This window comes from Pseudactinotalea sp. HY160 (assembly GCF_009372055.1).
Classification (GTDB): domain Bacteria; phylum Actinomycetota; class Actinomycetes; order Actinomycetales; family Beutenbergiaceae; genus HY158.
This window is the reverse complement of the sequence record NZ_WHMT01000002.1, coordinates 52,935-76,994: the sequence shown is the minus strand read 5'-3', so window position 1 is coordinate 76,994 and position 24,060 is coordinate 52,935. Positions and strand designations below refer to the sequence as shown.

Sequence of the window (24,060 nt, the reverse complement as noted above, 5' to 3'; positions counted from 1 at the left end):
GGACGGCCGGGGACGATCAGGCGCGGGCGTAGCGGCGCGTGAACGCCGCGAGGATCCGATGCACCGGGGAGACGTCGACCCGGGAGACCTCGGCGATGAGGTCCTCCGCACCGCCGGGTGGGAAGTAGCCGTGCCCGTCGTAGCGGCGGATGCGCTGGGCGAAGGCCGCCAGGTCGAGCTCGGGGTGGAACTGGGTGGCGTAGGCGCGGTCCCCGATCCGGAACATCTGCACCGGGCAGCCCGCGGAGGAGGCGAGGATCGTGGCCGTGGGCGGCGCCACGGTGAGCGCCTCCTTGTGGCCGACGAACGCGGGAAAGCGCTCGGGCAGCTCGGCCAGCAGCGGATCGGCCCTGCCCGCCTCCGTCAGGGTGATCTCCACGGCCTGGGCCGCCTCCCCGTACTCGCGACCGATGACCCCGCCCTGGTGCACCCCGAGCGTGCCGATGCCGTAGCACGCGCCGAAGAAGGGCACGCCTGTGGCCAGGACCAGGTCGATCAGGCTGCTGAGCCGGGCCTCGATGGCGCGCTGGGTCGCATCCTTGTGCGGCTCGCTGAAGTCGTAGGGGCTGCCGCCGAGCATGACCCCGGAGTAGTCGGACAGGTCCCAGTCGGGGAGCGGGTCGTAGTGGGGCAGCACCTGCACGATCTGCCCCGGCGCCAGCCGGCCGTGCCGGTGGAAGGAGGCGAGCTCGGCCGCGGCCAACTCCCGCTCCGGGCGGGTGGTGATGAGCAGGAAGGGCTTCATGCGTGCCTCACAGGGCGAGGGCTGCGATCATCGCGAAGAAGGTGAGCCAGACCCCGGCGGCCGCCGCCCCCAGGACCAGGCCGCCGCGCGCGTATCCGCGGCCGGGGGCCCCGTGCCGGGTGGCGCCGAGGGCCACGATCCCGCACACGATCGCCACGATCGCAAGCGGCGCGATCGGGAAGGAGAGCAGGCCGAACACGAAGGCCGTCATGGCCACGGGGCTGACCCGGACCTTCGGACCGGTATAGCCCGGGCCTGCGAACACCTGCCGCGGCTCGGCCGCGGGCGCCGTCCACGGCGATTGATACGTGCGGGGGTCGACCGGCTGCCACACGCCGCGCCGTCCGTACGCGTTCGGATCGCGACCCGCCGCGGCCGGGGCGGTCACGACTCCTCCGAGCCCTCGGCCGGGGCGTCGGGCGGGAGCTGCCCGACCGCCACGGCGCTGCACCCGTCGGGCGCCGGGATCGGCAGGTCGGGGTCGAGCGTGATGTCCTCCGGCTTGGCCAGGCCCTGATAGGCAGCGCCGATCGTGATGTCCGCGACGGCACTCTCCCGGTCGACCACCTTGACCTGGGCCTCGGGGATGAGCGCGGCGAGCGCATACGCCGCGGGAATCCCGGACGGTCCGACCGTGATGAGCGCGGACCCGTAGTAGAGGTCGGGTGCGTTGCCGATCTCCTCGACGGTGAGCCCCACGCCGGTGAGGGACTTGCCGGTCTGGGCGCCGAGGCCCGCGGTCGTGGTCGAGTTGTACACGTCGACCGTGATGTCGGCGTAGGCCGGCGGGGGAGTCTCGGGCGGTGGGCACGGCATCGGCAACGCGGTCGGGGCGGTCGGCGACGGGTCGTGGATCGGCACGGAGACGGGGTTGGGGATGATCTCGGCCCACATGGCCCCCGCGAGGAGCCCGATGGCCAGCAGCGCGGCGATGATCGTGCCGAAGATGACGGTCTGGCGCTGCTGCAGGTGCTTGCGGCGAAGCGCGCGAGCGCGTGCGGCGGGCTTGGCGGGCGGTGGCGTCACGGGGCAAACCTAGCCGATATCGGGGCGATTGCTCACGTGTCCACTCCTGCTTCCACGACCCGGGCGTGGATCACGCCCCGCTGGGCGAGCGCCGCGCGCAGGGCACGGTGGAGCCCGTCCTCGAGGTAGAGGTCACCCCGGTAGGAGACGACGTGGGCGAACAGGTCCCCGTAGAAGGTCGAGTCCTCGGCGAGCAGGGTGCGCAGGTCGAGGGTGGACCGGGTGGTGATGAGCTCGTCGAGTCGGACCATGCGCGGCGGGATCTGTGACCAGGCGCGCGGGGTGTCGTAGCCATGGTCGGGGTACGGCCGGTCGGTGCCGACTGCCTTGAAGATCACGCCCCGATCCTAATGAAACCCGCCGACACCGGGCGTCCACCCCGGGGTGGGTGCGGAGCGCGGGCACTCATCCATTGGGTGCAGGTCCATTGGGTGCGGGATCGGCCGGGCGGGGTTGGCCGGGCGGGGTTGACCGGGCGGGGTTGACCTGACACCGTGGAAATCAAGTACAGTATCCGCGATCGTAATGAAGCGATGTTTCACGCACGGTAGCGTCGACGAAAGGATGACCATGCCCAGACGGGTCTTGACACGCGCGGGGGGAATCGTCGGCATCGGTGCCGCCGCCGCGCTGGTTCTCAGCACGGCGGCCGGAGCCATGCCGGCCGGCCCCACGCCCCAGGCGCTCGCCCCGATGGCGGCCCAGGCCCCAACCCTCGAGCTCGGTATCGAGGCGCTCTTCGACGACCCGGCCGAACTCGCGCTGCTCGAGGGCAAGAAGGTCGGGCTCATCACCAACCCGACCGGGGTCGATCACGACCTCACGCACTCGATGGACCTGCTCATCGCGGGCGAGGACGAGGGAGGCTACGAACTCACGGCGCTCTACGCGCCCGAGCACGGCATCCTCGGGGGTGCCCCGGCGGGCGCCGGCGTGGAGAGCTACGTCGACGAGCGCACCGGGCTGACCGTGTGGTCGCTCTACGGCGCCACGCAGCGGCCGACCGCGGAGATGCTCGCCGACGTCGACGTGCTGCTCTTCGACATCCAGGACATCGGCGCCCGCTTCTACACCTATATCTGGACGATGTACTACGCGATGGACGCCGCCGCCGAGTTCGACAAGGGCTTCATCGTGCTCGACCGGCCCAACCCGCTCGGCGACCGGATGGACGGCCCGATCCTCGACGAGGCGCTCTCCTCGTTCGTCGGGCTCAAGGCGATCCCGATGCAGCACGGCCTCACCGTCGGCGAGCTCGCCTCCTACTTCAACGGCGAGTTCCTCGACGATCCGGTCGAGGACTTCCACGTCGTGACCATGGACGGGTACGACCCCGACGACTTCACGAGCGGCTACGGCCTGCCCTGGGTGCTCCCCTCCCCGAACATCCCCACGATCGAGACGGCGTGGGCGTACGCGGGCATGGGCCTGATCGAGTCCCTCAACGCCTCCGAGGGGCGCGGGACCACGACCCCGTTCCTGTGGACGGGACACCCCTCGATCGACGAGGTGGGCGCGTACGACCTGGCCGCGGACCTCAACTCCCGCGGGCTCGAGGGCGTGACCTTCCGGCCGATGTTCGCCAACCCGACCACCTCCAAGCAGGCCGGCAAGCTGAGCGGCGGCGTCAACCTGCACATCACCGACCCCGAGGCCTACAGTCCCGTGCGCACGGGACTGCACGTGGTCTCGGCGATGTACCACCTCGACGGCATCGACTGGCGCGAGGGCACGATCTACCCGAGCCAGTCGTGTGAGACGGAGGCCGACACCTGCTGGATCGACCGCCTCACCGGCGACAAGAGCGTGCGGATGCAGATCGAGGCCGGGATCGACCCGGACGTGATCATCGCCGGCTGGCAGGACGACCTGGCCGCATTCGACGCGAGCGCCGAGCCCTACCGCCTCTATGTGGCCGACGAGCCGGAGCCGACCGAGGAGCCCACGGACGACGCAGCGGGCGCCGGCGACGACGGGGCAGCCGACGGGGCAGCCGACGGGGCCGAAGCAGACGGATCCTCCGACGGTGCGGGCGCGGGCGCGGGCGCGGACGGTTCGGACGCCCAGGGTGCTGCCGGTGCCGATGGTGCCGACGGGACCGACGCAGGCGCGGACGGAGATGCCGACGGGGCGCAGGCCGGCGCCGACGCGGGCGCCTCGGACGGTGCCGACGGTGCCGACGGTGCCGACGGGGCCGATGGAGCAGATGGAGCCGATGGTGCACAGGCCGCGGCCGGGGCGGGGACCGATGGATCGGACGACGCGGGTGCCGGGGCCGCCGCCGACGGCGACCGGCTCCCGGTCACCGGCGCCACGGTGACCGTCGGGGTCGTGCTCGCGCTGCTGCTGAGCGCCGGTGGCGTGCTGCTGGTCCGGCGCCGTCAGCACTCCTGACATGCGGTGACCGGCTACGGGCGGCGCCCGGGAACGATCGGGTTCCCGGGCGCCGTCCGTACGCTTGTGATCGAGCGAGAGCCGCCATTGCCCCCACGCCCGGCGGTCGTTACCGTGACAGGGAGGGACCGCGAAGGAGGAGTGATGAGCGAATCGACGGAGTCCGAGCGTTCGGCCCAGCACGAGTTGGGCAAGGCGGCGGAGGAGGAGGGGGCTGCGATCGGGCACGCGGGAATGGAGAACGAGGGGCGCGTCGCCCAGTCGGAGGCGAAGGCCGGCAAGACCGGCCAGCCCTCCGATGCGCAGAAGGACGGTCGCGGCTGACCCCCTGATCCGCACCTGACCGGCCGTTTCGGAGCAGAGTGAGCCGGTGCGCACAGCGATCGTCGGCGGGGTACTCCTGCTCCTGGCCGGAGTGGCCGTGGCCGTCGGCCTCGTGCCTCTCGATGCCGCCCGCGTTCAGGTCGACCGGATCTGGCCGGTGCTGCTGTTCGTGCTCGCGATCACGATCGTGGCGGAACTGGCGAGCGTGGCCGGGGTCTTCGACGCAGCCGCCCGGTGGGCCGTGCCGCTCTCGGGTGGGCGCACCTGGCTGCTCTGCCTGACGGTCGTGGTGCCGGCGGCCGCCAGCACGATCTTCCCCTCGCTCGACACGACCGCGGTGCTGCTCACGCCCGTCGTCGTGCTTGCGGCCCGTGGCGCCGGCGCGCCGCCCGTGCCGTTCGCCCTGGTGACCGTGTGGCTGGCGAACACCGGCTCGATGCTGTTGCCCGTCTCGAACCTGACGAATCTGCTCGCGAGCGGCCCGCCCGAGGAGCTCGCCGTGGGCGAGTTCGTGGCGCTCACGTCGGTGCCCGCCATGGTCGCGATCGTCCTGCTGACGGCGATCATCGCCGTGGTGTTCCGCCGGGAGCTGCGAGGCGGGTTCGGGGCGGTCGGCGGCCCCGGCGCGAGCACGACCGCGTGCTGCTCGTCGGGGCCTCCGTGGTGGTCGCGGCCCTGCTCCCGGTGCTCGCCAGCGGAGTGCCGGTGTGGCTCAGCTCGTCCATCGCGGCGGTGGCGCTGCTCGGGCTGACCGGCTTGCGTCATCTGTCGGTGCTCGGGCCGAGGCTCGTGCCGTGGTCGGTGCTCCTCTTCGCCGCCGGCCTGCTCGTCGCTGCGCGGGTCGGCCACGAGCTCGGGCTGTGGGAGCGCCTGGCCGGCGTCGTGGGGCAGGGGGAGGGCTTCGGCGACCTGCTCCGGGTGGCCGGCGCGGGTGCCCTCGGCGCGGACCTCGTGAACAACCTGCCGGCCTATCTCGCGTTCGAGCCGGTCGCCGGCAGCCCGGTGCGGCTCGTGGCGCTGCTCATCGGCGTGAACGCCGGGGCGCTCATCACGCCGTGGGTGTCGCTGGCGACGATGCTGTGGCCCGCCCGGCTCGGGGTGCTCGGGGCGCCGATTCCGTGGCGGCGCTACATCCTGCTGGGCGCGGTCGCCGCTCCGCTCACCGTGGTCGCGGCGACGGCGGCGCTCACGCTCCTGGCCGGATAGAGGGTGGCCGCGGTGTGTCGCCGGTCGGGCCGCCGTGCTGGAGTCGACACGTCTTTCCCGGGAGGACACCCCCTATCCTGAGGAACGCAATCGTGTCGAACCGGCGGTGGGGTGACGTAGTACATGAGAGCAGGCGAACGAGCCTCCTGGAACGCGCTGGTGCGGCGGGTGCCGGGCATCGGGGAGATCCCGCGGGCGGAGAGCCCCGCCGTCGGGGAACTCGTCGCAACGATGCAGCCCCAGGGCTGGAGTCGCGAGCAGGTGCTCAGCGAGCTCGAAACGGTCGCCGCCGGCCCCGCGAAGCGCGCGATCGAACGCGCACGCACCGCGGATCAGCAGAGGCGGGTGCGGGCGGCCAAGGATCACATTCCGCGGCGCGCGCTCGCCCGGGCGGTCGTCGGGCTCTTCCTCATCGTCGTCGGTATCGTCTTGATCCTCCCGGACCTGCCGGCCCTGTTCGTGAACCGTGGAGCAGACCTGACGAGTCCCGCGTACTACGAATTCGATCTGGATGAGGTCGCCTTCATCGCCGGCGCCCTGATGCTGGCCGGGGCGGTCCTGCACTATGCGCTCGAGCGGCACCGGCCGAGGGCGCTGCCCTACCCGGCCCGCATCTACATCCCCTACACGCTCTTCGGCGTGATCGTGTCCGGGCTGTCCATCGCCCGGCTCCTCAGGTGGGGGGCGCCCGGCGCATCGGTCGTGCTCGGTGTCGTCATGTGCGTCGCGGCGACGGTGGGGTTCATCGGGCTGCTCTGGTACTCGATGCGCTCCCCGTCGGTCGCGCACGTGTTCGCGCCGGGAACCGACACCTCACGCGCCTTCGACCGGAGGTTCCGCGAGGACGTGCGCGCGGCGATCCACGGCAGCGAACACGTGCACCTGGACTCCTACCGGGCTCAGGCCCTCGACGGCATCCGGCGCCTCTACGAGCGCCGGCTCGTCACCGAGGACGACGCCGTGTGGATGCTCCGGGAGATCGCGCCGGAGGCGACCGGGTAACCAGAGGCGCCCGGCGGCGCGTCAGTCGGTGACCGAGCGCGGGCCGGGGAGCCGACGACGAGGGCGTCGGCGGGCACGTCCCTGGGGACGACGGACGCCGCCGCGACGACGGCGTTGTCGCCGATCGTGATGCCGCCCGGATCCTGGAACCGGCAGCCGGAGTTGACGAAGACCCGCTCGCCGATGGTGAGGTTCTTGCCGAAGCCGGTGGTTGGCGGCGGGAACGCGGTGACGGCCTCGGCGATCGGGCGGCCGGTCAACTCGGTGAGAAGCTCGCAGACTCGCGAGGGTTCGTGATAGCCGCCGTTGAGCTCGACGGTGAGGCGCAGGGCCTCCTGGCTGACACGGTGCATCGTCTCGTGCAGCGGCGAGCCGCCGGGGAAGGTCCCGCCGCCATCGAGCGCCACGAGAAGCTCCGCAAGTGGCGTCATGGTTCCATTCATCGTCGAGGGGCTTGGCAGCGCGCGCTCAGCAACGAATCCGCGTGTCGCCGGCGCTCGCCCCTCAAGATTGGTTACATTGCAACCAATGGTTCCGGTGTAACCAATGGAGGAGTGATGTCCGTTCGTGATGGCCTGCTGGCGACTCTGAGTGCACGACCGATGCATGCCTATGAACTACGGGGCGAGTTCGAGCGACGCACCACCTCGGCCTGGCCGCTCAACATGGGTCAGGTCACCGTCACCCTGGGCAGCCTGGTGAAGACGGGTCTCGCCGAGCCGGAGCCCGAGAGCGATGCCCCGGTGCGCTACCGCATCACCGAGGCCGGCAGTGCGCACGTGCGGTCGTGGTGGCTCGAGGCCGCCGACCGCGCCACGCCCGCCCGGGAGGAGGTGGGCATCAAGCTCGCGCTCGCCGTCGGTGATCCGAGCGTCGACGTTGCGGAGGTGGTCGCGAACCAGCGCGCTGCCACTTTGGGCGCGATGCACGATCTCACGAGGCTCAAGCGCGCTGCGACCGAACCCGAGGACCTGGGCTGGCGGATCACTCTCGACCGGATGATCTTCGCGGCGGACGCCGAAGTCCGGTGGCTCGACCACGTGCGCGAGCAGGTTGCGCGCACAGGGATTCGCGCTGGCGCGACGGGTGCGACGACAGCCGGCGAACCTGGCCCCGCCCTCGCCGTCGATGCCCACCCCGAGACCGAGGAGAGCCTCCGATGACGGCGGAAGGCGCCGTCGTCGAGGCACGGGACCTGGTGCGACACTACCCGGGCCCCGGGGACGAGGAGGTGACGGCGCTGGACGGTGTCTCGCTCACCGTTCGCCTGGGCGAACTGGTTGCCGTGATGGGACCGTCGGGGTCCGGCAAATCGACTCTGCTGCATATGCTCGGGGGGCTGGACACGCCGACGTCGGGCACGGTCACTGTGACGGGAACCGAGTTGAGCGGCGCGAGCCGCGCCCAACGCTCCCGAGCGCGGCGACGGCGAATCGGGTACGTCTTTCAGGATCTCAACCTCATCCCGTCGTTGCGAGCGATCGAGAACGTCTCCCTGCCTCTGGATCTCGATGGCGTCGGCCCTCGCGAAACGCGCAAGGCAGCCTTGGATGCGCTGCGAGCGGTGAACGTCGGTGACCTGGCCGAGCGGTTCCCGGACGCGCTGTCGGGCGGACAGCAGCAGCGCGTGGCGATCGCCCGAGCGCTCGTGGGCCCACGTCGGCTGCTGCTGGCCGACGAGCCGACCGGGGCCCTCGACTCGGTGACCGGCGAGGAGGTTATGAACCTCGTCCGCGACCGCGTCGACGCGGGGGCCGCGGGAGTGATCGTCACCCACGACGCCCGGCTCGCGGCCTGGGCCGACCGGACGCTCTACCTCGAGGATGGCCGCGTCGTCACGACCAGCGCGCCCGGTGAGCCCGAGTCGCTGCTGGAGGGCGTGTGATGTGGCACCGCGCCCGCCCAGTGCTGCTCATGACCGTCCGCGACCTGCGACGGAGACCGCTGCGCACCGTGCTGGTAGCAGTGCTGATTGCGCTGGTGACGGCTGTCGCGTCGGCGACCGTGGGCATCGCGATCGCCAACCGGGACGAGGCGTCCGGGGTAGCGATGGACCCATGGGCCGCGGCCACCACGGTGCTCGTCTGTGTGCTGGTGCTCGGGATGATCTGCCTCGTCACGGCGCCGGTCCATCTGGCAGCTGCCCACCGCAACATGCGCCGGTTCGGGCTCCTCGAGGCAGCGGGTGGCCGTGCCACCGACACCACCCTCGCCCTGACCGCCCCGGCCGGACTCACGGCGGCTCTCGGCGCGGGTGTAGGCGCGCCCGTCGGGCTCGTGCTCGCCCAGCTGGCGGGGCAGGTCGGTGATGATACGGCGTGGGTGCTGTCGACCGCAGCCGCAGTGGTCGGCGCCGTCGTGATCATCGTCGTCGTGGTGGCCGTCAATGTGGCCGCCTCACTGCTGACAGCGTGGCGGGTTCGGGACGCGCCCGTCGTCGAAATGCTCCGGGCGCGCCCGCCGCAGGGGGCGCTCACGCACGGGCCGCGTCGCGTCGGGCTAGCCGTCTCCGGCGCGGCGCTGGGTGCCACGACGGCGATGCTCGGGCTGCATCGCGTCGACCTGCTGCTCGTCGGCATCGGCGCCATCGTCACGTGGGCGGGTCTCGGAGCGCTGTTGGCGCTCGGCGTCGGCTCGATCCTCGGCAGTGCCCGAAGGGGTCCCTATTCGCTCCGGTTCGCGCTGCGAGAGGGGGCGCGGCATCCGATGCGGGTGGTGCCGACGACCATCGCCAGCGCCACCCTCGTCGCTCTTCTGGTCGTGGCGATGGCGTTTCTGGGCAGCACGCGTCAGGCCGCCCTCGACAGGTACATCCCGACCGGCCCGCCGGGCTCGGGGCTGCTGATGCTCTCAGGCGGCGACGCGACATCGGTGCCTCCGACTGCTGCAGACCTCGAACGCATCTCATCGCTGATCGCGGCGGCCGGCACTGACGGCCGCGCGGTACCGCTCGTCACTCCGGACGGTCCGCTCCAACTGTCACGGGAGCAGCAGCTCGTGGCACTCGTTCCCGCCGACGTCGACAGCCTGCTGGGCGGCTCGGGTGCGCCGACCGCACTCGTGGCAACCGACGGCCTGGTTGATGCGTGGAACTACGACACCGCCATCCGGGATGTGATCGCCGCAGGCAACGTCGCCGTGGCGCTGGGGACACTCGAGGATGGCGATGGCCCTGCGGTGCTGGCTGGACCGGGCGGCCAGCACGAGGTCGAGGTCGAGGAGATCCTCCCTCGCAGCCCGATGGCGGCCCTCCTGCCCCCGACCGTCGCCACCGAACTGGGCCACGACACCCATGTCTTCGCGGCGATGGCGATGGGTCTCGATGGCGGCGAGCTCGAGGAACTCGGGCAAAGGGCACTCAAGGACGGCTGGATGCTCGCGATCGAGCAGGGCCCGCCCGAGCTGGAGCGGGCGCGAACGCAGTACACGCTCCTCGCGGCCGCCGCGGTGGCGGTCGCACTCATCCTGTGGATCATGGGCGCGCTCGCTCGGGAGGAGGCACGCGCAGACATCGTCACGCTCGCGGCCGTCGGGGCGCGTCCGAGATTCATGCGCTCGGTCGCGGCGTGGCAGGCCGGCGGCGTGGCGATCATCGCGGTGATCGGGGGTGTGCCGGTGGGACTGCTCGCCACCAGGCTGCTCATGACGCTCCGCGACGCCAGCCTGGCCCACGAGCACACGCCACTCGTGATCCCGTGGCTTCCGGTGCTCGCCATGCTCGTCGTGGTTCCGCTCGTCGCGGGAGTCGGCGTGGCACTACTCCAGCCCCGCCGATCACCGTTGGTGCGCCGACCAGCGGAGTGAAGTGCGCGGGGAGGCGATCCGGCGCGGGTTGGCTGAGTTTGCCGCGTGAGGGTGCTCGAAACCGTGGTGCTGATATTTCAGAGTGGCGAGGAGATGGTGATCCATGCCATGCCATGCCATGCCCATGCCGGCGAGGAAGAGGTACTTGGACCTGCTGCCCGGACTACACAGCTTGGTGGTCACGGCGGAGGGTGCTTGGGAGTGTCGCGCCACCGCCCTCGCGAGATGCCGAAGGCGGGCGTTACTGCGGCCGCGCTACATCTTCCCGGGTCCCAGACGGGCGCCCGGGGACGCTGTCGCACCTTGTCTATGGACGAGTCGCGGTGTCGTTGAGGGTGAGTATCTCCGCGACCATGGGTTGCCACTGGGACTCGGCTGGTTTGCCGGACGACGACCTTGCGTGTGATCGCCCCGTTGCCTGCTGCCCGACACTCCTCGTGTACTTCGCGCCTGCATCGTTGGGAGCACCACCCGCGGGGTCGGCCGGGTGCGCTCGTGTTCTTCTTCGGAATCTCGTCGCCACGCCGCGGGCACGTATTGGGCGTTCGCGCCACCTCGTTCTCGGGATCGCGTCGCCCGTCGGCACTCACCGGGGCACTCTTCTCGCGAATGATGTCCTGAGACACCCGCGAACGATGTCCTGAGACATCACACAGCGGAGGATGGGGTAGTAAAACCAGAAGCGCTGTGACCTGCTCATTGAGAACCTGATGTTGCCGTGTGTCAGCGGTGTGTCAGCTTCTCAGGTGATCGCGCGTGTCCGTAGCGCGAGCTCAACTCGTTGCAGCCCGGCTGCTGAGCCCTCGACGACGGCCCAGACGAGCCGATGGGCCTTCATGTCACCGACCATCGAGACCAGCCTGGCGCGTTCCAGGTGGTCCAGAGGCGAGTCGTTGCGCACATCGGCGGGCACCAGCAGTGCGGCGAGGACGGCGAAGTCGATGAGGTGCCGGTCCCGGGCCCGGTCAAGCATCACGGTGCGGGTGGCTGCCTTCGCCCCGAGTGCGCCGAGCAGCGAGGGGCGCGGGACGGTGCCGTGTCGCCCGGCTACTGTGACCGGCTGCGGCGAGGTGCGATTGAGTGCTTTCGGTGCTCCTGGTGTCTCGAGCGTGGTGCCCCCGCCGATGCCGACTCGGTTCGCGGCAGTCTCACCGAGGAAGCGGGGGATCAGCAGGTCGATGGTGGCATCGTCACGCACCCACCGATGCTGGTGGCCCCGCCAGGTCGTGCCGTCGGGAGTGAAGCCACGCTCGGAGAGTGCGGTGGTGACCGGCAGGAGCGCGTGCGGATGTCCTCGGACGTCCAGGACGGCGTCCGCGTCGTCGGTGGGCCGTGTGGGCCAGGACTGCCGGGCGGCGCACCAGAGGTGGACCATCTGCCCGCCTACGAGCGTCCACCCGGTGGGGTGGGCTTGGTAGAGGTCGAGCAGTGCATGCCAGCCGGCGGTCTGCTTGTCGTTCAGCATCGGCACGTCGACGAGGGAGTCGGTCATGCTTGAGGCTCCGGCTGGTTGGCTGAGTGTTCACGGATGAGAATGCGCGCCTGTTGCGCCTCGCGCGGTCCGAGGTCGGCCAGGTCCGCCGCTATCAACAGCCACGGCACGGGGTTGCCCGACGGTTCGGGGGCGGCGTAGAGGACCACGTTCGGCATGTCGCCGAGAGCCGGTTCCGTCAGCAAGTGGTCCCACACCACGCCCTGCAGGTCGGCGACGGCTACATAGCCCTCGGCCAATCGTGCGTCGGCCATGCCCGAGCGCGGATCGGATCTGCCCGAGGGGGCGACGCGTGGGTCGGCCAGCAGTGCGGGTGCATCCGGTCCGACGAACTGTGATCGCTGTGCTCGGCGGGAGAGGAGTGAGCGCAAGGAGGGCAGCGGGTCCGGCTCGAGCAGTAACGCTCGCCATCTGCGGCGCAGGCGTGACACCTCCGAGGGGCTCAGCTCGTCCGATGGGCGACCGTCGGCGATTGCCACGAGGGCTCGCGCTGACCGGGGGCTGAGGGGTTGACCGCGTCGCACGGGCACTGCGGCCAAGGAGGCAAGGTCGATCAACCAGCGACCGCCGATCTTCTGGCCGCGAAGCTGGCCGCGAGCGAGCATGTTTCGCACCCGCTGAGGGGTCACCCCAAGATGTCGGGCGACATCGTTCACGTCGGCCTGTGTCATAGACAGTATTGTTGCGATGACGAAACAATACTGTCAATAAGTGGGCCGGGGTTCAGCCTCCGATTGCGCCGCTGTCGCGCGCCGCGCACGGGGTCGAAGAGGCCCACACGGTTCGTGCCGCTGTAGGCGTCGACATACGGGCCGAGCAGCAAAAAGACCCCGGAACCCGAGCCAGGAACTGCTGTTCCTGTCGAGGTTCCGGGGCACATGGCGGAGGATGGGGGATTCGAACCCCCGAGAGCTTTCACTCAACACGCTTTCCAAGCGTGCGCACTAGGCCACTATGCGAATCCTCCCGGCGCCAACGAGGATAGCGGTTCGGGAGGCGAACTAGCGAACCGGGCCGCCGTGACGTCGTTCACCCGCCCGGGTTCGTCTCCCGCCCGCCCGCCGGGTACAGTGGAGCCCGACCCCTCGTGCGGCGTCATCTCACTGAATCCCCCCAGGGCCGGAAGGCAGCAAGGGCAGGTGGGCTCTGGCGGGTGTGCGAGGGGTCCTTCAATTCCCGCGGGCGGACTGGCGATGTCGGCGCTTCCGCCTAGAGTGGCGTGGGTGAGCACAGCCCTGTACCGCCGCTACCGCCCGGACACGTTCGCCGACGTCATCGGCCAGGAACACGTGACCGGTCCGCTCATGGCGGCGATCGACTCCGGGCGCATCAATCACGCCTACCTCTTCTCGGGCCCGCGCGGGTGCGGGAAGACCACCTCGGCGCGGATCCTCGCCCGCTGCCTCAACTGCGAGCAGGGCCCCACCTCCACTCCGTGCGGGCAGTGCCCCTCGTGCGTGGAGCTGGCCCGCGGCGGCAGCGGCTCGATCGACGTGATCGAGATGGACGCAGCCTCCCACGGTGGTGTCGATGACGCCCGTGACCTGCGTGAACGCGCACTGTTCGCCCCGGTGCGCGACCGCTACAAGGTGTTCATCATCGATGAGGCCCACATGGTCACGACCCAGGGCTTCAACGCGCTGCTCAAGCTCGTGGAGGAGCCGCCCGCGCACGTGAAGTTCGTGTTCGCCACGACCGAGCCCGAGAAGGTCATCGGCACGATCCGCTCGCGCACGCACCACTATCCGTTCCGGCTCGTGCCGCCCGATCAGCTGCTCGCGTACCTGGCCCACCTCGCCGAGGTCGAGCAGGTCCGGATCGAGGACGGCGTGCTCCCGCTCGTCGTGCGCGCCGGCACCGGCTCCGTACGTGATTCCCTCTCGGTGCTCGATCAGCTCGTCGCGGGCGCCGAGAACGCTGTCGTCTCCTACGACCGGGCCGTCGCCCTGCTCGGGTTCACGCCGGGCACGCTGCTGGACGACGCCGCCGAGGCCCTCGCGGCCCGTGACGGTGCGGGGCTGTTCGCCGTCGTGGAGCGGGTGGTCGACTCGGGCCACGATCCGCGCCGATTCGCCGAGGACCTGCTCGAGCGGCTCCGTGACCTCATCGTCGTGCTCGCCGCCGGCGATTCAGCCGCATCGGTGCTGCCGACCGTGCCGGCCGATCAGCTGACGCGCATGCACACCCAGGCCCGCAATCTGGGGGCCGCCACCTGCTCGCGTGCCGCCGATCTCGTGCACGCCGCGCTCGCGGAGATGGCCGGGGCGACGTCGCCACGCCTCCAGCTCGAGTTGCTGTGTGCGCGGCTGCTCCTGCCCACGGCCGAGGACGGCGCCGCCGCCCTGGGTGCGCGGGTGGAGTACCTCGAGCGGGTCGCCGGCGACGGCGGGTTGCGATCGAGCGCCCCGCAGGCGGCGCCCGTCACGTCACGTCCGCAGGCTCCCACGCCCATGCCTGCGCCCGCGCCCGTGCCTGCGCCCGCGCCCGTGCCCGCGTCCGGCGCGGCGGCACCCGCTGCACCCGCACCCACGTCGGCCGCGCCTACACCTTCGCCCGCACCCACCGCGGCCGGGGCCGGCCCCGACGGGTGGAGTCCGCGCGGGGCGGATCACCCGCAGGCGGCGAACGCTGCGGCGGGCGCCGGCACCGAGCCTCCGGCGGCCACCGGTCCCGTGCCGCCGGGTGCGATGCCGCCGGGCGGGATGCCACCGGGCGGGATGCCGCCGGGTGGGGGCGAATCGGCTCACGAACCGCAGGTCTCGCGGCCCGCGCCGGCCGCCCCGGCCACCACCCCCGCGCCCGAGGCCCGCCCGGCCGCACCCGCCCCGGAGGCGCGCCCCACAGCCCCCGCGCAGTCGGGGTCGAGCGGGCTCAACGTCGCGGCCGTGCGTCAGCGCTGGGACGAGGTGCTCCAGACCCTTGCCCAGATCAAGCGGGTCACCTGGGCGCTCGTGTCCCAGAACGCCCAGGTGGTCGACCTGAGCGACGACTCGCTCACGCTCGGCTTCGCAACCGGCGGCCTGGCCACGGCCTTCCGCTCGGGCACGCACAGCGAGCCGGTGGCCCAGGCCCTGGCCGAGACCCTCGGACTCCGGGTGCGCATCGAGGTCTCGATCCTCGGCGAGGACGGTGGCTCCGGCGGCGGCCCGCGCGGCGGCCAGGGCGGCCCCGGGCGCGGTGGCGGCCCGGGTCGACAGGGTGGCCAAGGTGGCCCGGGCGGCCAAGGCAGTCAGGGGGGCCAGGGCGGAACCGATGGCGCAGGCGGTCAGGACGGCGCCCACTCCGGAGCTCGCGGCCCCGGGGGAGTCTCGGCGTCACAGCGTGGCGGATCCGATGCAGTGAGCCGGGCCAGTGCCGACTGGGGGCTGGACGACGCCCCGCTCGAGACCGCGGAGTTCGCCGCCGAGCGCGCTCCCGCCCCGGAGACTGGACCGTCGGGAACCGCCGTACCGGACACCGGCACGCCGGTCACTGGACCGCCGGGAATTGCCGTACCGGACACCGGCGCGCCGGCTGCCGCTGTCGGACCCGTGGCAGCGCCGGTGCCCGGCGGTGCCGAGACCGGGCCGAACCACGTGACCGTGAGTCCACCGGCGGACACGTACGCGTCGCCGGCGCCCGGTGCGCAGGCTCAGGCGAGCCCGACGGATTCTGCGACCCCGACTTACCCGACTAACCCGACTAAATCTGCGGGACCTGCAGGGCTTGCGGACCCCGCAGGCCAGTCGACCACCGCGGGCGAGTCGAGCCCTGCCGGCCCGTCGACTTCGGCGAGCCCCCCGTGGGCGCCGGGCGGCGCGGGCAGCGTAGTGAGCCCGCCGAGTCCCGTGAGCCCGATGAGCCCGCCGAGTCCGCCGAGTCCGCCGAGTCCGGCGAGCGTTCCCGGACCGGCGAGTGCTGCGGAACCGCCGGAGCGGGCTGCGGCGCGTGCGCGCCCGCCCGCGGAGCACCGGCAGCCGGTCCAGTCTGCTCCGGCCGATGACATGTGGGATGCGGCCCCGCCGTGGGACGACGACGCCTATGACACCCGCCCCGGTTCGAACGGTCACGGCGGCGACCAGCTCGTCGGTGCGCCGCTCGTGGCCAAGCTCCTCGGCGGCACGGTGATCGACGAGGTCACGCTGGATTCGGAGGGCTGAGCAGATGTACGAAGGTGCCGTTCAGGATCTCATCGACAACCTTGGGCGCCTGCCCGGGATCGGCCCGAAGAGTGCCCAGCGGATCGCGTTCCATGTGCTGGCCGCGGATCCGCAGGACATCCGCTCCCTCGTGGCCGCGCTCACCGTGGTCAAGGAGAAGGTCCGATTCTGCTCGGTCTGCGGCAACATCGCCGAGGCCGAGACCTGCCGGATCTGCCTCGACCCGCGCCGCAACCCCGCGGTCATCTGCGTGGTGGAGGAGGCCAAGGACGTCGTCGCGATCGAGCGCACCCGCGAGTACCGCGGCAAGTACCACGTGCTCGGCGGGGCCATCAACCCGATCGACGGCGTCGGCCCGGACGACCTGCGGATCCGGGAACTGCTCACCCGCCTCGGCGGTGAGGAGGTGACCGAGGTCATCATCGCCACCGACCCGAACGTCGAGGGCGAGGCGACCGCCACCTACCTCGTACGGATGCTCCGCCCGCTCGGGATCACCGTCTCCCGGCTCGCCTCGGGACTACCCGTCGGGGGAGACTTGGAATACGCGGACGAGGTCACCCTCGGACGCGCCTTCGAAGGGAGACGATCCGTCGATGCCTGACACCCCCGCCCCGCTCGGTGAGGACCTCGTCGAGATGGCCCACACCACGGCGGCCCTCAGTTCCCACTACCTCGACAGCCTGACCGAGGTGGCCTCCGGCGCCAACCCCGATGCCGCCATCCCCGTGCTCCTCCTGGCTGCCACCGACCTGAGCGCGGCGGGCGCGCGGCTCGGAGCCATCGAGGACGTCGTGCCCGCGCACCGATTCGAACCGGACGACGGCCCCGACCTCGACGTCGAGCCGCTGCGCACCTCCCTCGTGAACGTCCTCGGCGACCTCGACGGCTACACCGACGTGACCGATCCGCTCATCGCCCCCGAACTCACCGACGCCTCCCTCGTGAACGACCTGGCCGAGACCGCGGCGGCCCTCGCGCTCGGGCTGCGCCACTACCGGGCCGGTCACCTCTCCGAGGCGCTGTGGTGGTGGCAGCTGACGTATCTGTCGACCTGGGGCGACCGTGCCCTGGCCGTCTCCCGCGCCCTGCTCGCGCTCATCTCCCACCTGCGTCTCGACGTCGACGACGACACGGCCCTCGCCGCGCAGATCGACGCCCTCAACGCCGACTGAACCGACCGAACCGGCTGAACCGGCTGAACCGAGGGGACGGGGCAGGGCGTGGGCATCGAACTGAGCGTCGCCACCCTGCTGCTGCTCGCCGTCGCGGCCTTCGCCGCCGGCTGGGTGGACGCAGTCGTCGGCGGCGGCGGACTCATCCAGCTGCCGGCCCTCCTGCTCGTGCCGGGGATGACCCCGCTGCAGGCGATCGCCACGAACAAGATCGGCTCGATCATGGGCACCTCGGTCAGTGCCCTGACCTACTACCGGAGGATCCGACCGGACCTGCGCACGGCCCTGCCGATGGCCGCAGCCGCGTTCGCGGCCGCGCTCGCCGGTGCCCGCCTCGCCTCGCTCATCCCGGGGCCGGCCCTGCGGATCGTCATCCTCGCCGCACTGCTCGCGGTCGGCATCTACACCGCCGCTCGGCCGCGGCTCGGGCAGGACACGAGGCTGCGTTGGGAGGGCAACCGCCACGTCGGCGCCGCGATGATCCTCGGCGTGGCCATCGGCCTCTACGACGGCATGCTCGGGCCGGGGACCGGCACCTTCCTGGTCATCGGGCTCGTGAGCCTCGTGGGCTACGCCTTCCTGCCGGCCACCGCGATCGCGAAGATCGTCAATCTCGCCACGAACCTCGGCGCGCTGCTCTTCTTCGTGCCGAACGGCTCGGTCGTGTGGGCGGCCGGGCTGACGATCGCGGCCGCGAACATGGTCGGCGGCTACACCGGAGCCCGGATGGCGATCGCCCAGGGGGGGCGCTTCATCCGGGTGGTGTTCCTCGTCGTCGTCGCCGCGCTCATCCTCCGCCTCGGCTGGGACGTCGTCGCCGGCGGCTGAGTGCCCATCCACCCGGAAGGACGGGGGTCCGAGAGGTCCACGGCGCACGATCCGCGCCTGGACGGCCGTCGCTCGGGAGCACTAGCCTCGGACCGACCGGCAGACAGGAGACCCCCATGGCGGCCGTGCCACTGCTCGTCGACGTCGACACCGGCATCGACGACTCGCTCGCGCTCCTCTACCTCCTGGCCGGTCCCGAGGCGGAGCTCGTGGCGATCACCTGCACCGCCGGGAACGTGCCCGCCCGACAGGTCGCCACGAACAATCTCGCCTGGCTCGAACTGTGCAGCCACCCACCCGTCGAGGTCGCGCTCGGAGCCGAGGTGCCGATCGTCCAGGCGCTCAAGACCACCGAGGAGACCCACGGCCCCCAGGGGATCGGCTACGCGGAGCTGCCCGCGCCCACGCGCTCGATCTCCGAACGCCACGCCGCCCAGGTCTGGATCGAGGAGGCCCGGCGCCGGCCGGGCGAGTTGACCGGCCTGGTCACGGGACCGCTGACGAACCTGGCGCTCGCGGTCACGCTCGAACCGGACCTGCCCCACCTCCTGCGCCGGGTCGTCCTCATGGGCGGGGCGTTCAACCACCCGGGCAACACCGCCCCGACCACCGAGTGGAACATCGCGGTCGATCCCGAGGCCGCCAAGATCGTCTTCGACCGCTTCGCCGTCGCGGCGAACCGGCCCATCGTCTGCGGCCTCGACGTGACCGAACGCATCGCGATGACCCCCGAGCACCTGCGCCGCCTCGCCGAGGCGGCCGGCTCGACCCCCGTCGAGCTCCTGCGCCCCGACGACGGCGACGACGACCGCTCCAGGGCGAGCAACGTCGTCATCAAGCAGGTCTCGGACGCCGTGCGCTTCTACCTGCAGTTCCACCGCGACAGCGGCCGGGGCTTCATCGCGCACATGCACGACCCGTTCGCCGCGGCCGTCGCGCTCGACCCCACGATCGCCGTGCTGCGGCCCGCGACGGTCGACGTCGAACTCGCGGGCACGCTCACCCGCGGCCAGACCGTGGCCGACTGGGACGGGCTGTGGGGCCGGCAACCGAACGCCGACGTCGTGGTCGATGCCGCCCCGGCCGACTTCCTCGACGCCTTCATCGAACGCGTCGGCGCGCTCGCCCGGCGCGTCGGCTGACGCCCCGGGTCCAGGTCGTGGACCCGCCAGAGGGAGAATCGGGCCGGGGTTTAGACTGGTGCGGTCCTTGATACACCCGTGGTGCGGAGCAAGTGCGTGACCCTCATTGTCCAGAAGTTCGGTGGATCCTCGGTCGCCGATGCGGAGAGCATCGCGCGTGTGGCGGCACGGATCGTCGCCACGAAGAAGGCAGGTCATGACGTCGTCGCCGTCGTCTCGGCGATGGGTGACACGACCGATGACCTGGTCGACCTCGCGGGCCGGCTGTCGAGTCGTCCCCCGACGCGGGAGATGGACATCCTGCTGACCGCCGGGGAGCGGATCTCGATGGCGCTGCTGGCGATCGCCATCTCGGAGCACGGGATCGAGGCGAAGGCCTTCACGGGCCAGCAGGCCGGCGTCGTCACGGACGACACCTACGGAAACGCCCGGATCGTCGAGGTGACCCCGCAGCGGCTCGAGAACACGCTGAGCCATGGGCACGTCGCGATCGTGGCCGGGTTCCAGGGGGTGACGGCCACGACGAACGACGTGACCACCCTGGGACGAGGTGGCTCGGACACGACGGCCGTCGCCCTGGCCGCGGCCCTGGGCGCCGAGGTCTGCGAGATCTACTCCGATGTGGACGGACTGTTCACGGCGGACCCGCGGATCGTGCCCTCCGCCCGGAAGGTCACCCGCATCACGACCGAGGAGACGCTGGAACTCGCGGCCCACGGCGCGAAGATCCTGCACCTGCGCGCGGTCGAGTACGCGCGCCGGTACGGGGTCACGCTGCACGTGCGGTCCTCGTTCAGCACCGAGCAAGGAACCATCGTCACCGACGAGGAGCAGGAAGCAGAGACCATGGAAGCCCCGATCATCTCCGGCGTCGCCCACGACCGTTCGCAGGGAAAGGTCACGGTCATCGGCGCCCCCGACGTTCCCGGCACGGCCGCACGGATCTTCGAGGTCGTGGCCGCGCGCGGCTGCAACATCGACATGATCGTGCAGAACGTCTCCGCCGCCGAGACGGGCCTGACCGACGTCTCCTTCACGCTGCCCGAGGCCGAGGCGGCCGACGCCCGCGAGGCGCTCCGCGGCATCCGGGACGAGCTCGGATTCGCGGACCTGGTCTACAACGAGAACGTTGGAAAGCTCTCCCTCGTCGGCGCCGGCATGCGCTCGCACCCGGGCGTCTCCGCTCGGCTGTTCGGCTCGCTGCGCGACGCGGGAATCAATATCGAGATGATCTCCACCTCGGAGATCCGCCTCTCGGTCATCGTGCGAAGCGACGACCTGGAGAACGCGGTCCGGGCCGTGCACGCGGCCTTCGGGCTCGACGCGGACGAGGTCGAGGCCGTCGTGTACGGAGGGACCGGACGATGAGCGTACGTATTGGAATTGTCGGAGCCACCGGCCAGGTCGGCGGCGTGCTGCGCACCCTGCTGGCCGAGCGGGACTTCCCGGCCGAGCAGGTGCGATTCTTCGCCTCGGCGCGGTCGGCAGGAAAGACGCTGCCGTGGAAGGGCGGCGAGATCGTGGTCGAGGACGCCGCCACGGCGGACGTCTCCGACCTGGACATCGCGCTGTTCTCCGCCGGCGGCGCCACCTCCAAGGCGCAGGCGCCCCGGTACGCCGAGGCCGGCGTGACCGTCGTGGACAACTCCTCCGCCTGGCGGATGGACCCCGAGGTGCCGCTCGTGGTCGCGGAGGTGAACCCGGGCGCGCTCGATGCGATCGGCAAGGGCATCGTCGCCAACCCGAACTGCACCACCATGGCCGCCATGCCCGTGCTCAAGGTGCTTCACGACGAGGCCGGGCTCGAACGCCTCATCGTGTCCACCTACCAGGCGGTGTCCGGATCCGGCGTGGCCGGCGTCGCGGAACTCGCCGGGCAGGTCCGGGCGGCCGTGGATCAGGACCTGACCGCGCTCGCCGTCGACGGTTCCGCCGTCACCCTGCCGGAGCCGCAGATCTACGCCGCTCCGATCGCGTTCAACGTCATCGCCCTGGCCGGCTCCCTCCTCGACGACGGCTCCGGGGAGACCGACGAGGACCGTAAGCTGCGCAACGAGTCCCGCAAGATCCTTGACCTGCCGGAACTCGCCGTCTCGGGAACCTGCGTGCGGGTGCCGGTGTTCTCGGGTCACTCCCTGAGCATCAACGCCGAGTTCTCTCGGGCGATCAGCCCCGACCGGGCCCGCGAACTGCTCGCGGCGGCGCCCGGCGTCGCCCTCGTCGACCTGCCGACGCCGCTCCAGGCGGCCGGTGCCGATGCGGCCTACGTGGGCCGGATCCGTGAGGACTTCTCGGTTCCGGGCGGTCGCGGCCTCGCGCTGTTCGTGAGCAACGACAACCTGCGTAAGGGCGCCGCCCTCAACACCGTCCAGATCGCGGAGCTGCTCGCCCGGCGGTGAGCCCGGCGCATCTGGCAGACGGGTGACGCTCGTGCCCCGAGGCCGCCCTCAGAAGGGTGGCTCGTCGGGGAAGCGGCGGGCGTCCTCCGCCGCCTCGGCGTGTCGGGCGGCGCGGGTGGCGCCGGCTCGGTCGCTGATCCGGGTGTCGGTGGCGACGGCGACGCCGAAGGTCTCGAAGGTGAGCCGGGACCAGTGTGCCCGGTTCTCCCGCTCCCGCTGCGGGGAGAGCCCGGACGCGGCGACGTCGCCCGTGCCACCGTCGTCGTGTCCGTCATGCCCGGGATTCGCGTCGCCCGTGGCGTGCCCGTCGCCGCGGGCCCCGGGCGCCTGGGTGTCGTAGGTTCCCCACGGAGTGCGGAGGAGCCGGATGCCGTGGGGGCCGATCCACAGGTAGGTGCCCGCGTCGAGCTTGATATAGGTCCAGGCGGCGTGCCGGCCGCGGGTGGCCGTACCGGTGCGGGCGTGGGTCTTGAGCCGGTGGTGGGCTCTGCACAGTGGAGCGATGTTGCAGGGGCAGGTCGCGCCCCCGGTCACCACCTCGCCGGTACCGCCCTGCGCGCATCCGCCGGCGTGACCGCCGGCGCGGCTGTGCCAGGGATCGATGTGGTCCAGGTCGCAGGAGCGGGCCGTGCGGGTGCACCACGGGAACGCGCACGCGTCGGAGGCGAGGATGGCTTGCGCCCGCATCCGCTCGGTCGGGGTATAGGAGTCGGTGGCGAGCGGCTCCTCCAGGTCCAGGACCGGGCGGATGACGATCTCCGGCACGAAGCACGCCCCGCGAGTCCGCGGGCCGGCCCACCGACCGGCTGCGCCGGTGGTCGCGGGCAGGCCTGTGCCCTCGCCACGGGCTGCTCCGGGCACAGCTGTCCCCTCGCCACGGCCACCGGGTGGTGCGGGCAGACCCGTGCTGCGGCCATCGGCTGTCGCGGGCAGACCTGTCTCCTCGTGACCGGGTGCCCCGGGCGCAGTCGCACCGTCGCCGCCGGCCGAGCCGGTGCCTGCGAGGGCGGTCGCGGGCGCGGTGACCGGAAGGAGCGTGCTGGGCCGGTGGAACATCGACGCGAGCTCCTCGGCGGACATGACCGCCCCTCCGGCCGGGCCGCTCCCCTCGACCCGCACCGGTACCCGGCGCAGCCGGCTCTGGCCGAGGTCGTTGCCCGAGCCATGCCGCGCGAGCCAGAGGTCGGTGGCTTGGAGGTGGAGGTACATGAGGATCCGCCCGCGTGGCACGCTCGTGCCGTCGCTACTCGCCGATCCGGCTCGTTCGCCGGGCCCGGGGACGAGGGGCGGTTGGCCGGAGCGCGCGCGGGCGAGGTCACCCAGGGCAGACGCGCGGCGTTCCCCGGCCGGAAGGAGGCGGCCCTCGTCCGTGATGTTCTGGGCGAGGTGGCCGATCACGTCCTGCAGGATCCGCGCATCGACCGCAGACAGGACCGCGCTCATGCGCGTGTCTCCGGCGGCGGTGTCGGCGTGACGGAAGACGACATCACGTGGCTCGCCGGCGGCCGCCGCCTGCTGGAGCGACTCGTACTCGCTCGGCATGTGCCGGATGAGGGCCTCCTTGATCAAGCCATCGAGTTGCGTGCCGCCGAAGACGACCGGAACGAGCTCGAGCTCGGAATCGACGAACGAGCAGGCCTCGACCGAGAGGTACAGGGTCGAGGCGGCGATCCGGCGGGCCCGCCACACCCGCACCCGCCCCGCCAGCACCCGCGCGAACAGGCGCGGGAGCCGGGAGCGGAGCTGTTCGGCTTCGAGCAGGAGCCGTTCGGCGGCCTCCAGGCCCATCCCGACCGCGGCGGCGAACGCCGAGATCGAGAACTCCTCCACGGTCCACAACCCCCGCCGGCCGGAACCTGCCCCTGGATCCACGGCTGGAGCCACGGCCGAATCGACGGCGGCCTCGACGGCCGGATCGGTGGCCGCGTGGATCGCGTCGGCCTCACGGCGGCGGGCGTCGTGCTCGACCTGTTCCCATGCGGCCTTCAACCCGAGCGTGGCCTCGACCACGAGCAGCGGCTCGTGGTCGAGGGCCTCCTCGGTGTCCTCGTCGGCGGCGAGGACGAACGGGTGCCGCTCGACCCACATCGCCGCCAGCGCGAACCGCTCGATCGTCCACCGATCCACGGCTTCACGGCCCTCGCGCAGCCGGGCGACCATGGCCGAATCGTCGACCACCTCACCCGCGAGCTGCTCCATCTCCATAGCAGACATCGTCTCAGCGGCCACCGACATTCCCGCGGGGGAGCGGTCCGAGTGTCCGAGGGTCCGAGCGGCCCGAGCGGCCCGAGCGGCCCGAGCGGCCCGAGCGGCCCCGCGGCGGAAGGGGCGGCAGCCATGCCCCGACGGACCCGCAGCGAGCCCGGGCTCGGCGGCGCTGCGAA

21 protein-coding genes, 1 tRNA gene, 1 other RNA gene and 1 pseudogene are annotated in these 24,060 nt (G+C 71.7%); 15 read left to right on the top strand and 9 right to left on the bottom strand.

Annotated elements, in window-relative coordinates; translation table 11 throughout:
* Positions 1-16: 16 nt before the first annotated feature.
* The 4 genes from GCG21_RS03010 to GCG21_RS02995 are packed head-to-tail and all read right to left on the bottom strand — an operon-like array spanning position 17 to position 2,109.
* The gene (locus tag GCG21_RS03010; protein WP_152817798.1) at positions 17-745 is read right to left on the bottom strand and encodes a glutamine amidotransferase; all 729 of its coding nucleotides are present in this window, start codon (positions 743-745) and stop codon (positions 17-19) included.
* 7 nt (positions 746-752) lie between these two features.
* On the bottom strand, positions 753-1,133 hold the full coding sequence (locus GCG21_RS03005) for a DUF4190 domain-containing protein (RefSeq protein WP_152817797.1): 381 nt from the start codon (positions 1,131-1,133) through the stop codon (positions 753-755).
* A complete protein-coding gene (locus GCG21_RS03000; protein WP_152817796.1) occupies positions 1,130-1,771 on the bottom strand; it encodes a LytR C-terminal domain-containing protein in 642 nt (213 codons plus the stop codon). Before GCG21_RS03000 ends, GCG21_RS03005 begins: the two co-directional genes overlap by 4 nt.
* A 32-nt stretch (positions 1,772-1,803) precedes the next feature.
* A complete protein-coding gene (locus GCG21_RS02995) occupies positions 1,804-2,109 on the bottom strand; it encodes a type II toxin-antitoxin system VapB family antitoxin (RefSeq protein ID WP_153877131.1) in 306 nt (101 codons plus the stop codon).
* Between the two features lie 232 nt (positions 2,110-2,341).
* Here GCG21_RS02995 and GCG21_RS02990 point away from each other — a divergent pair, with 232 nt between their 5' ends.
* The 4 genes and pseudogenes from GCG21_RS02990 (at position 2,342) to GCG21_RS02975 (ending at position 6,697) form a co-directional block, all read left to right on the top strand.
* Positions 2,342-4,165, top strand: coding sequence for an exo-beta-N-acetylmuramidase NamZ domain-containing protein (locus tag GCG21_RS02990; RefSeq protein WP_194164904.1), 1,824 nt, complete (start codon positions 2,342-2,344; stop codon positions 4,163-4,165).
* A gap of 144 nt (positions 4,166-4,309) precedes the next feature.
* Positions 4,310-4,489, top strand: a complete 180-nt coding sequence (locus tag GCG21_RS02985) for a hypothetical protein (RefSeq protein WP_152817794.1) — start codon at positions 4,310-4,312, stop codon at positions 4,487-4,489.
* 46 nt (positions 4,490-4,535) lie between these two features.
* Positions 4,536-5,695: pseudogene (locus GCG21_RS17175) on the top strand (SLC13 family permease).
* Between the two features lie 123 nt (positions 5,696-5,818).
* Positions 5,819-6,697, top strand: a complete 879-nt coding sequence (locus GCG21_RS02975) for a hypothetical protein (RefSeq protein ID WP_152817793.1) — start codon at positions 5,819-5,821, stop codon at positions 6,695-6,697.
* Here the strand turns inward: GCG21_RS02975 and GCG21_RS02970 are convergent.
* Positions 6,622-7,128: a hypothetical protein gene (locus tag GCG21_RS02970; protein WP_370460166.1), complete on the bottom strand. Its 507-nt coding sequence runs from the start codon at positions 7,126-7,128 to the stop codon at positions 6,622-6,624. The two genes, GCG21_RS02975 and GCG21_RS02970, sit on opposite strands and share 76 nt — an antisense overlap.
* A 126-nt stretch (positions 7,129-7,254) precedes the next feature.
* On the opposite strand from GCG21_RS02970, the gene GCG21_RS02965 reads away from it, so the two are divergent.
* The 3 genes from GCG21_RS02965 to GCG21_RS02955 all read left to right on the top strand — a co-directional run bounded on the left by GCG21_RS02965 (position 7,255) and on the right by GCG21_RS02955 (position 10,501).
* On the top strand, positions 7,255-7,860 hold the full coding sequence (locus tag GCG21_RS02965) for a PadR family transcriptional regulator (RefSeq protein ID WP_152817792.1): 606 nt from the start codon (positions 7,255-7,257) through the stop codon (positions 7,858-7,860).
* On the top strand, positions 7,857-8,582 hold the full coding sequence (locus GCG21_RS02960) for an ABC transporter ATP-binding protein (RefSeq protein WP_152817791.1): 726 nt from the start codon (positions 7,857-7,859) through the stop codon (positions 8,580-8,582). Before GCG21_RS02965 ends, GCG21_RS02960 begins: the two co-directional genes overlap by 4 nt.
* 95 nt (positions 8,583-8,677) lie before the next feature.
* On the top strand, positions 8,678-10,501 hold the full coding sequence (locus tag GCG21_RS02955) for an ABC transporter permease (protein ID WP_194164903.1): 1,824 nt from the start codon (positions 8,678-8,680) through the stop codon (positions 10,499-10,501).
* A 742-nt stretch (positions 10,502-11,243) separates the two neighbouring features.
* On the opposite strand, the gene GCG21_RS02950 is transcribed toward GCG21_RS02955, so the two are convergent.
* The 3 genes from GCG21_RS02950 to GCG21_RS02940 form a co-directional block, all read right to left on the bottom strand.
* Complete coding sequence (locus tag GCG21_RS02950; protein WP_152817789.1) at positions 11,244-11,993, bottom strand: hypothetical protein; 750 nt, start codon at positions 11,991-11,993, stop codon at positions 11,244-11,246.
* Positions 11,990-12,664, bottom strand: coding sequence for a helix-turn-helix domain-containing protein (locus GCG21_RS02945; RefSeq protein WP_152817788.1), 675 nt, complete (start codon positions 12,662-12,664; stop codon positions 11,990-11,992). Before GCG21_RS02945 ends, GCG21_RS02950 begins: the two co-directional genes overlap by 4 nt.
* Positions 12,665-12,872: 208 nt before the next feature.
* Positions 12,873-12,960, bottom strand: a tRNA-Ser gene (locus GCG21_RS02940).
* Positions 12,961-13,069: 109 nt separating this feature from the next.
* Here GCG21_RS02940 and ffs point away from each other — a divergent pair.
* The 8 genes from ffs to GCG21_RS02900 all read left to right on the top strand — a co-directional run bounded on the left by ffs (position 13,070) and on the right by GCG21_RS02900 (position 21,676).
* An RNA gene (ffs, locus tag GCG21_RS02935) (signal recognition particle sRNA small type) lies at positions 13,070-13,166 on the top strand.
* 50 nt (positions 13,167-13,216) lie between these two features.
* The gene (locus GCG21_RS02930) at positions 13,217-16,132 is read left to right on the top strand and encodes a DNA polymerase III subunit gamma and tau (RefSeq protein WP_370517234.1); all 2,916 of its coding nucleotides are present in this window, start codon (positions 13,217-13,219) and stop codon (positions 16,130-16,132) included.
* Between the two features lie 4 nt (positions 16,133-16,136).
* A complete protein-coding gene (recR, locus tag GCG21_RS02925; RefSeq protein WP_152817786.1) occupies positions 16,137-16,736 on the top strand; it encodes a recombination mediator RecR in 600 nt (199 codons plus the stop codon).
* Positions 16,729-17,307 carry a DUF5063 domain-containing protein gene (locus tag GCG21_RS02920; protein WP_152817785.1) on the top strand — a complete coding sequence of 193 codons (579 nt, stop codon included), beginning with the start codon at positions 16,729-16,731 and terminating at the stop codon, positions 17,305-17,307. Before recR ends, GCG21_RS02920 begins: the two co-directional genes overlap by 8 nt.
* Positions 17,308-17,355: 48 nt before the next feature.
* On the top strand, positions 17,356-18,135 hold the full coding sequence (locus GCG21_RS02915; protein ID WP_370517233.1) for a TSUP family transporter: 780 nt from the start codon (positions 17,356-17,358) through the stop codon (positions 18,133-18,135).
* Positions 18,136-18,251: 116 nt separating this feature from the next.
* Positions 18,252-19,277: a nucleoside hydrolase gene (locus tag GCG21_RS02910; protein WP_152817784.1), complete on the top strand. Its 1,026-nt coding sequence runs from the start codon at positions 18,252-18,254 to the stop codon at positions 19,275-19,277.
* Positions 19,278-19,373: 96 nt separating this feature from the next.
* On the top strand, positions 19,374-20,645 hold the full coding sequence (locus GCG21_RS02905) for an aspartate kinase (protein WP_370517232.1): 1,272 nt from the start codon (positions 19,374-19,376) through the stop codon (positions 20,643-20,645).
* Complete coding sequence (locus tag GCG21_RS02900) at positions 20,642-21,676, top strand: aspartate-semialdehyde dehydrogenase (RefSeq protein WP_152817783.1); 1,035 nt, start codon at positions 20,642-20,644, stop codon at positions 21,674-21,676. The genes GCG21_RS02905 and GCG21_RS02900 overlap by 4 nt, the downstream gene beginning before the upstream one ends.
* A gap of 48 nt (positions 21,677-21,724) precedes the next feature.
* Here GCG21_RS02900 and GCG21_RS02895 read toward each other — a convergent pair whose 3' ends face one another.
* Complete coding sequence (locus GCG21_RS02895; protein WP_152817782.1) at positions 21,725-23,881, bottom strand: HNH endonuclease signature motif containing protein; 2,157 nt, start codon at positions 23,879-23,881, stop codon at positions 21,725-21,727.
* Between the last annotated feature and the right edge of the window lie 179 nt (positions 23,882-24,060).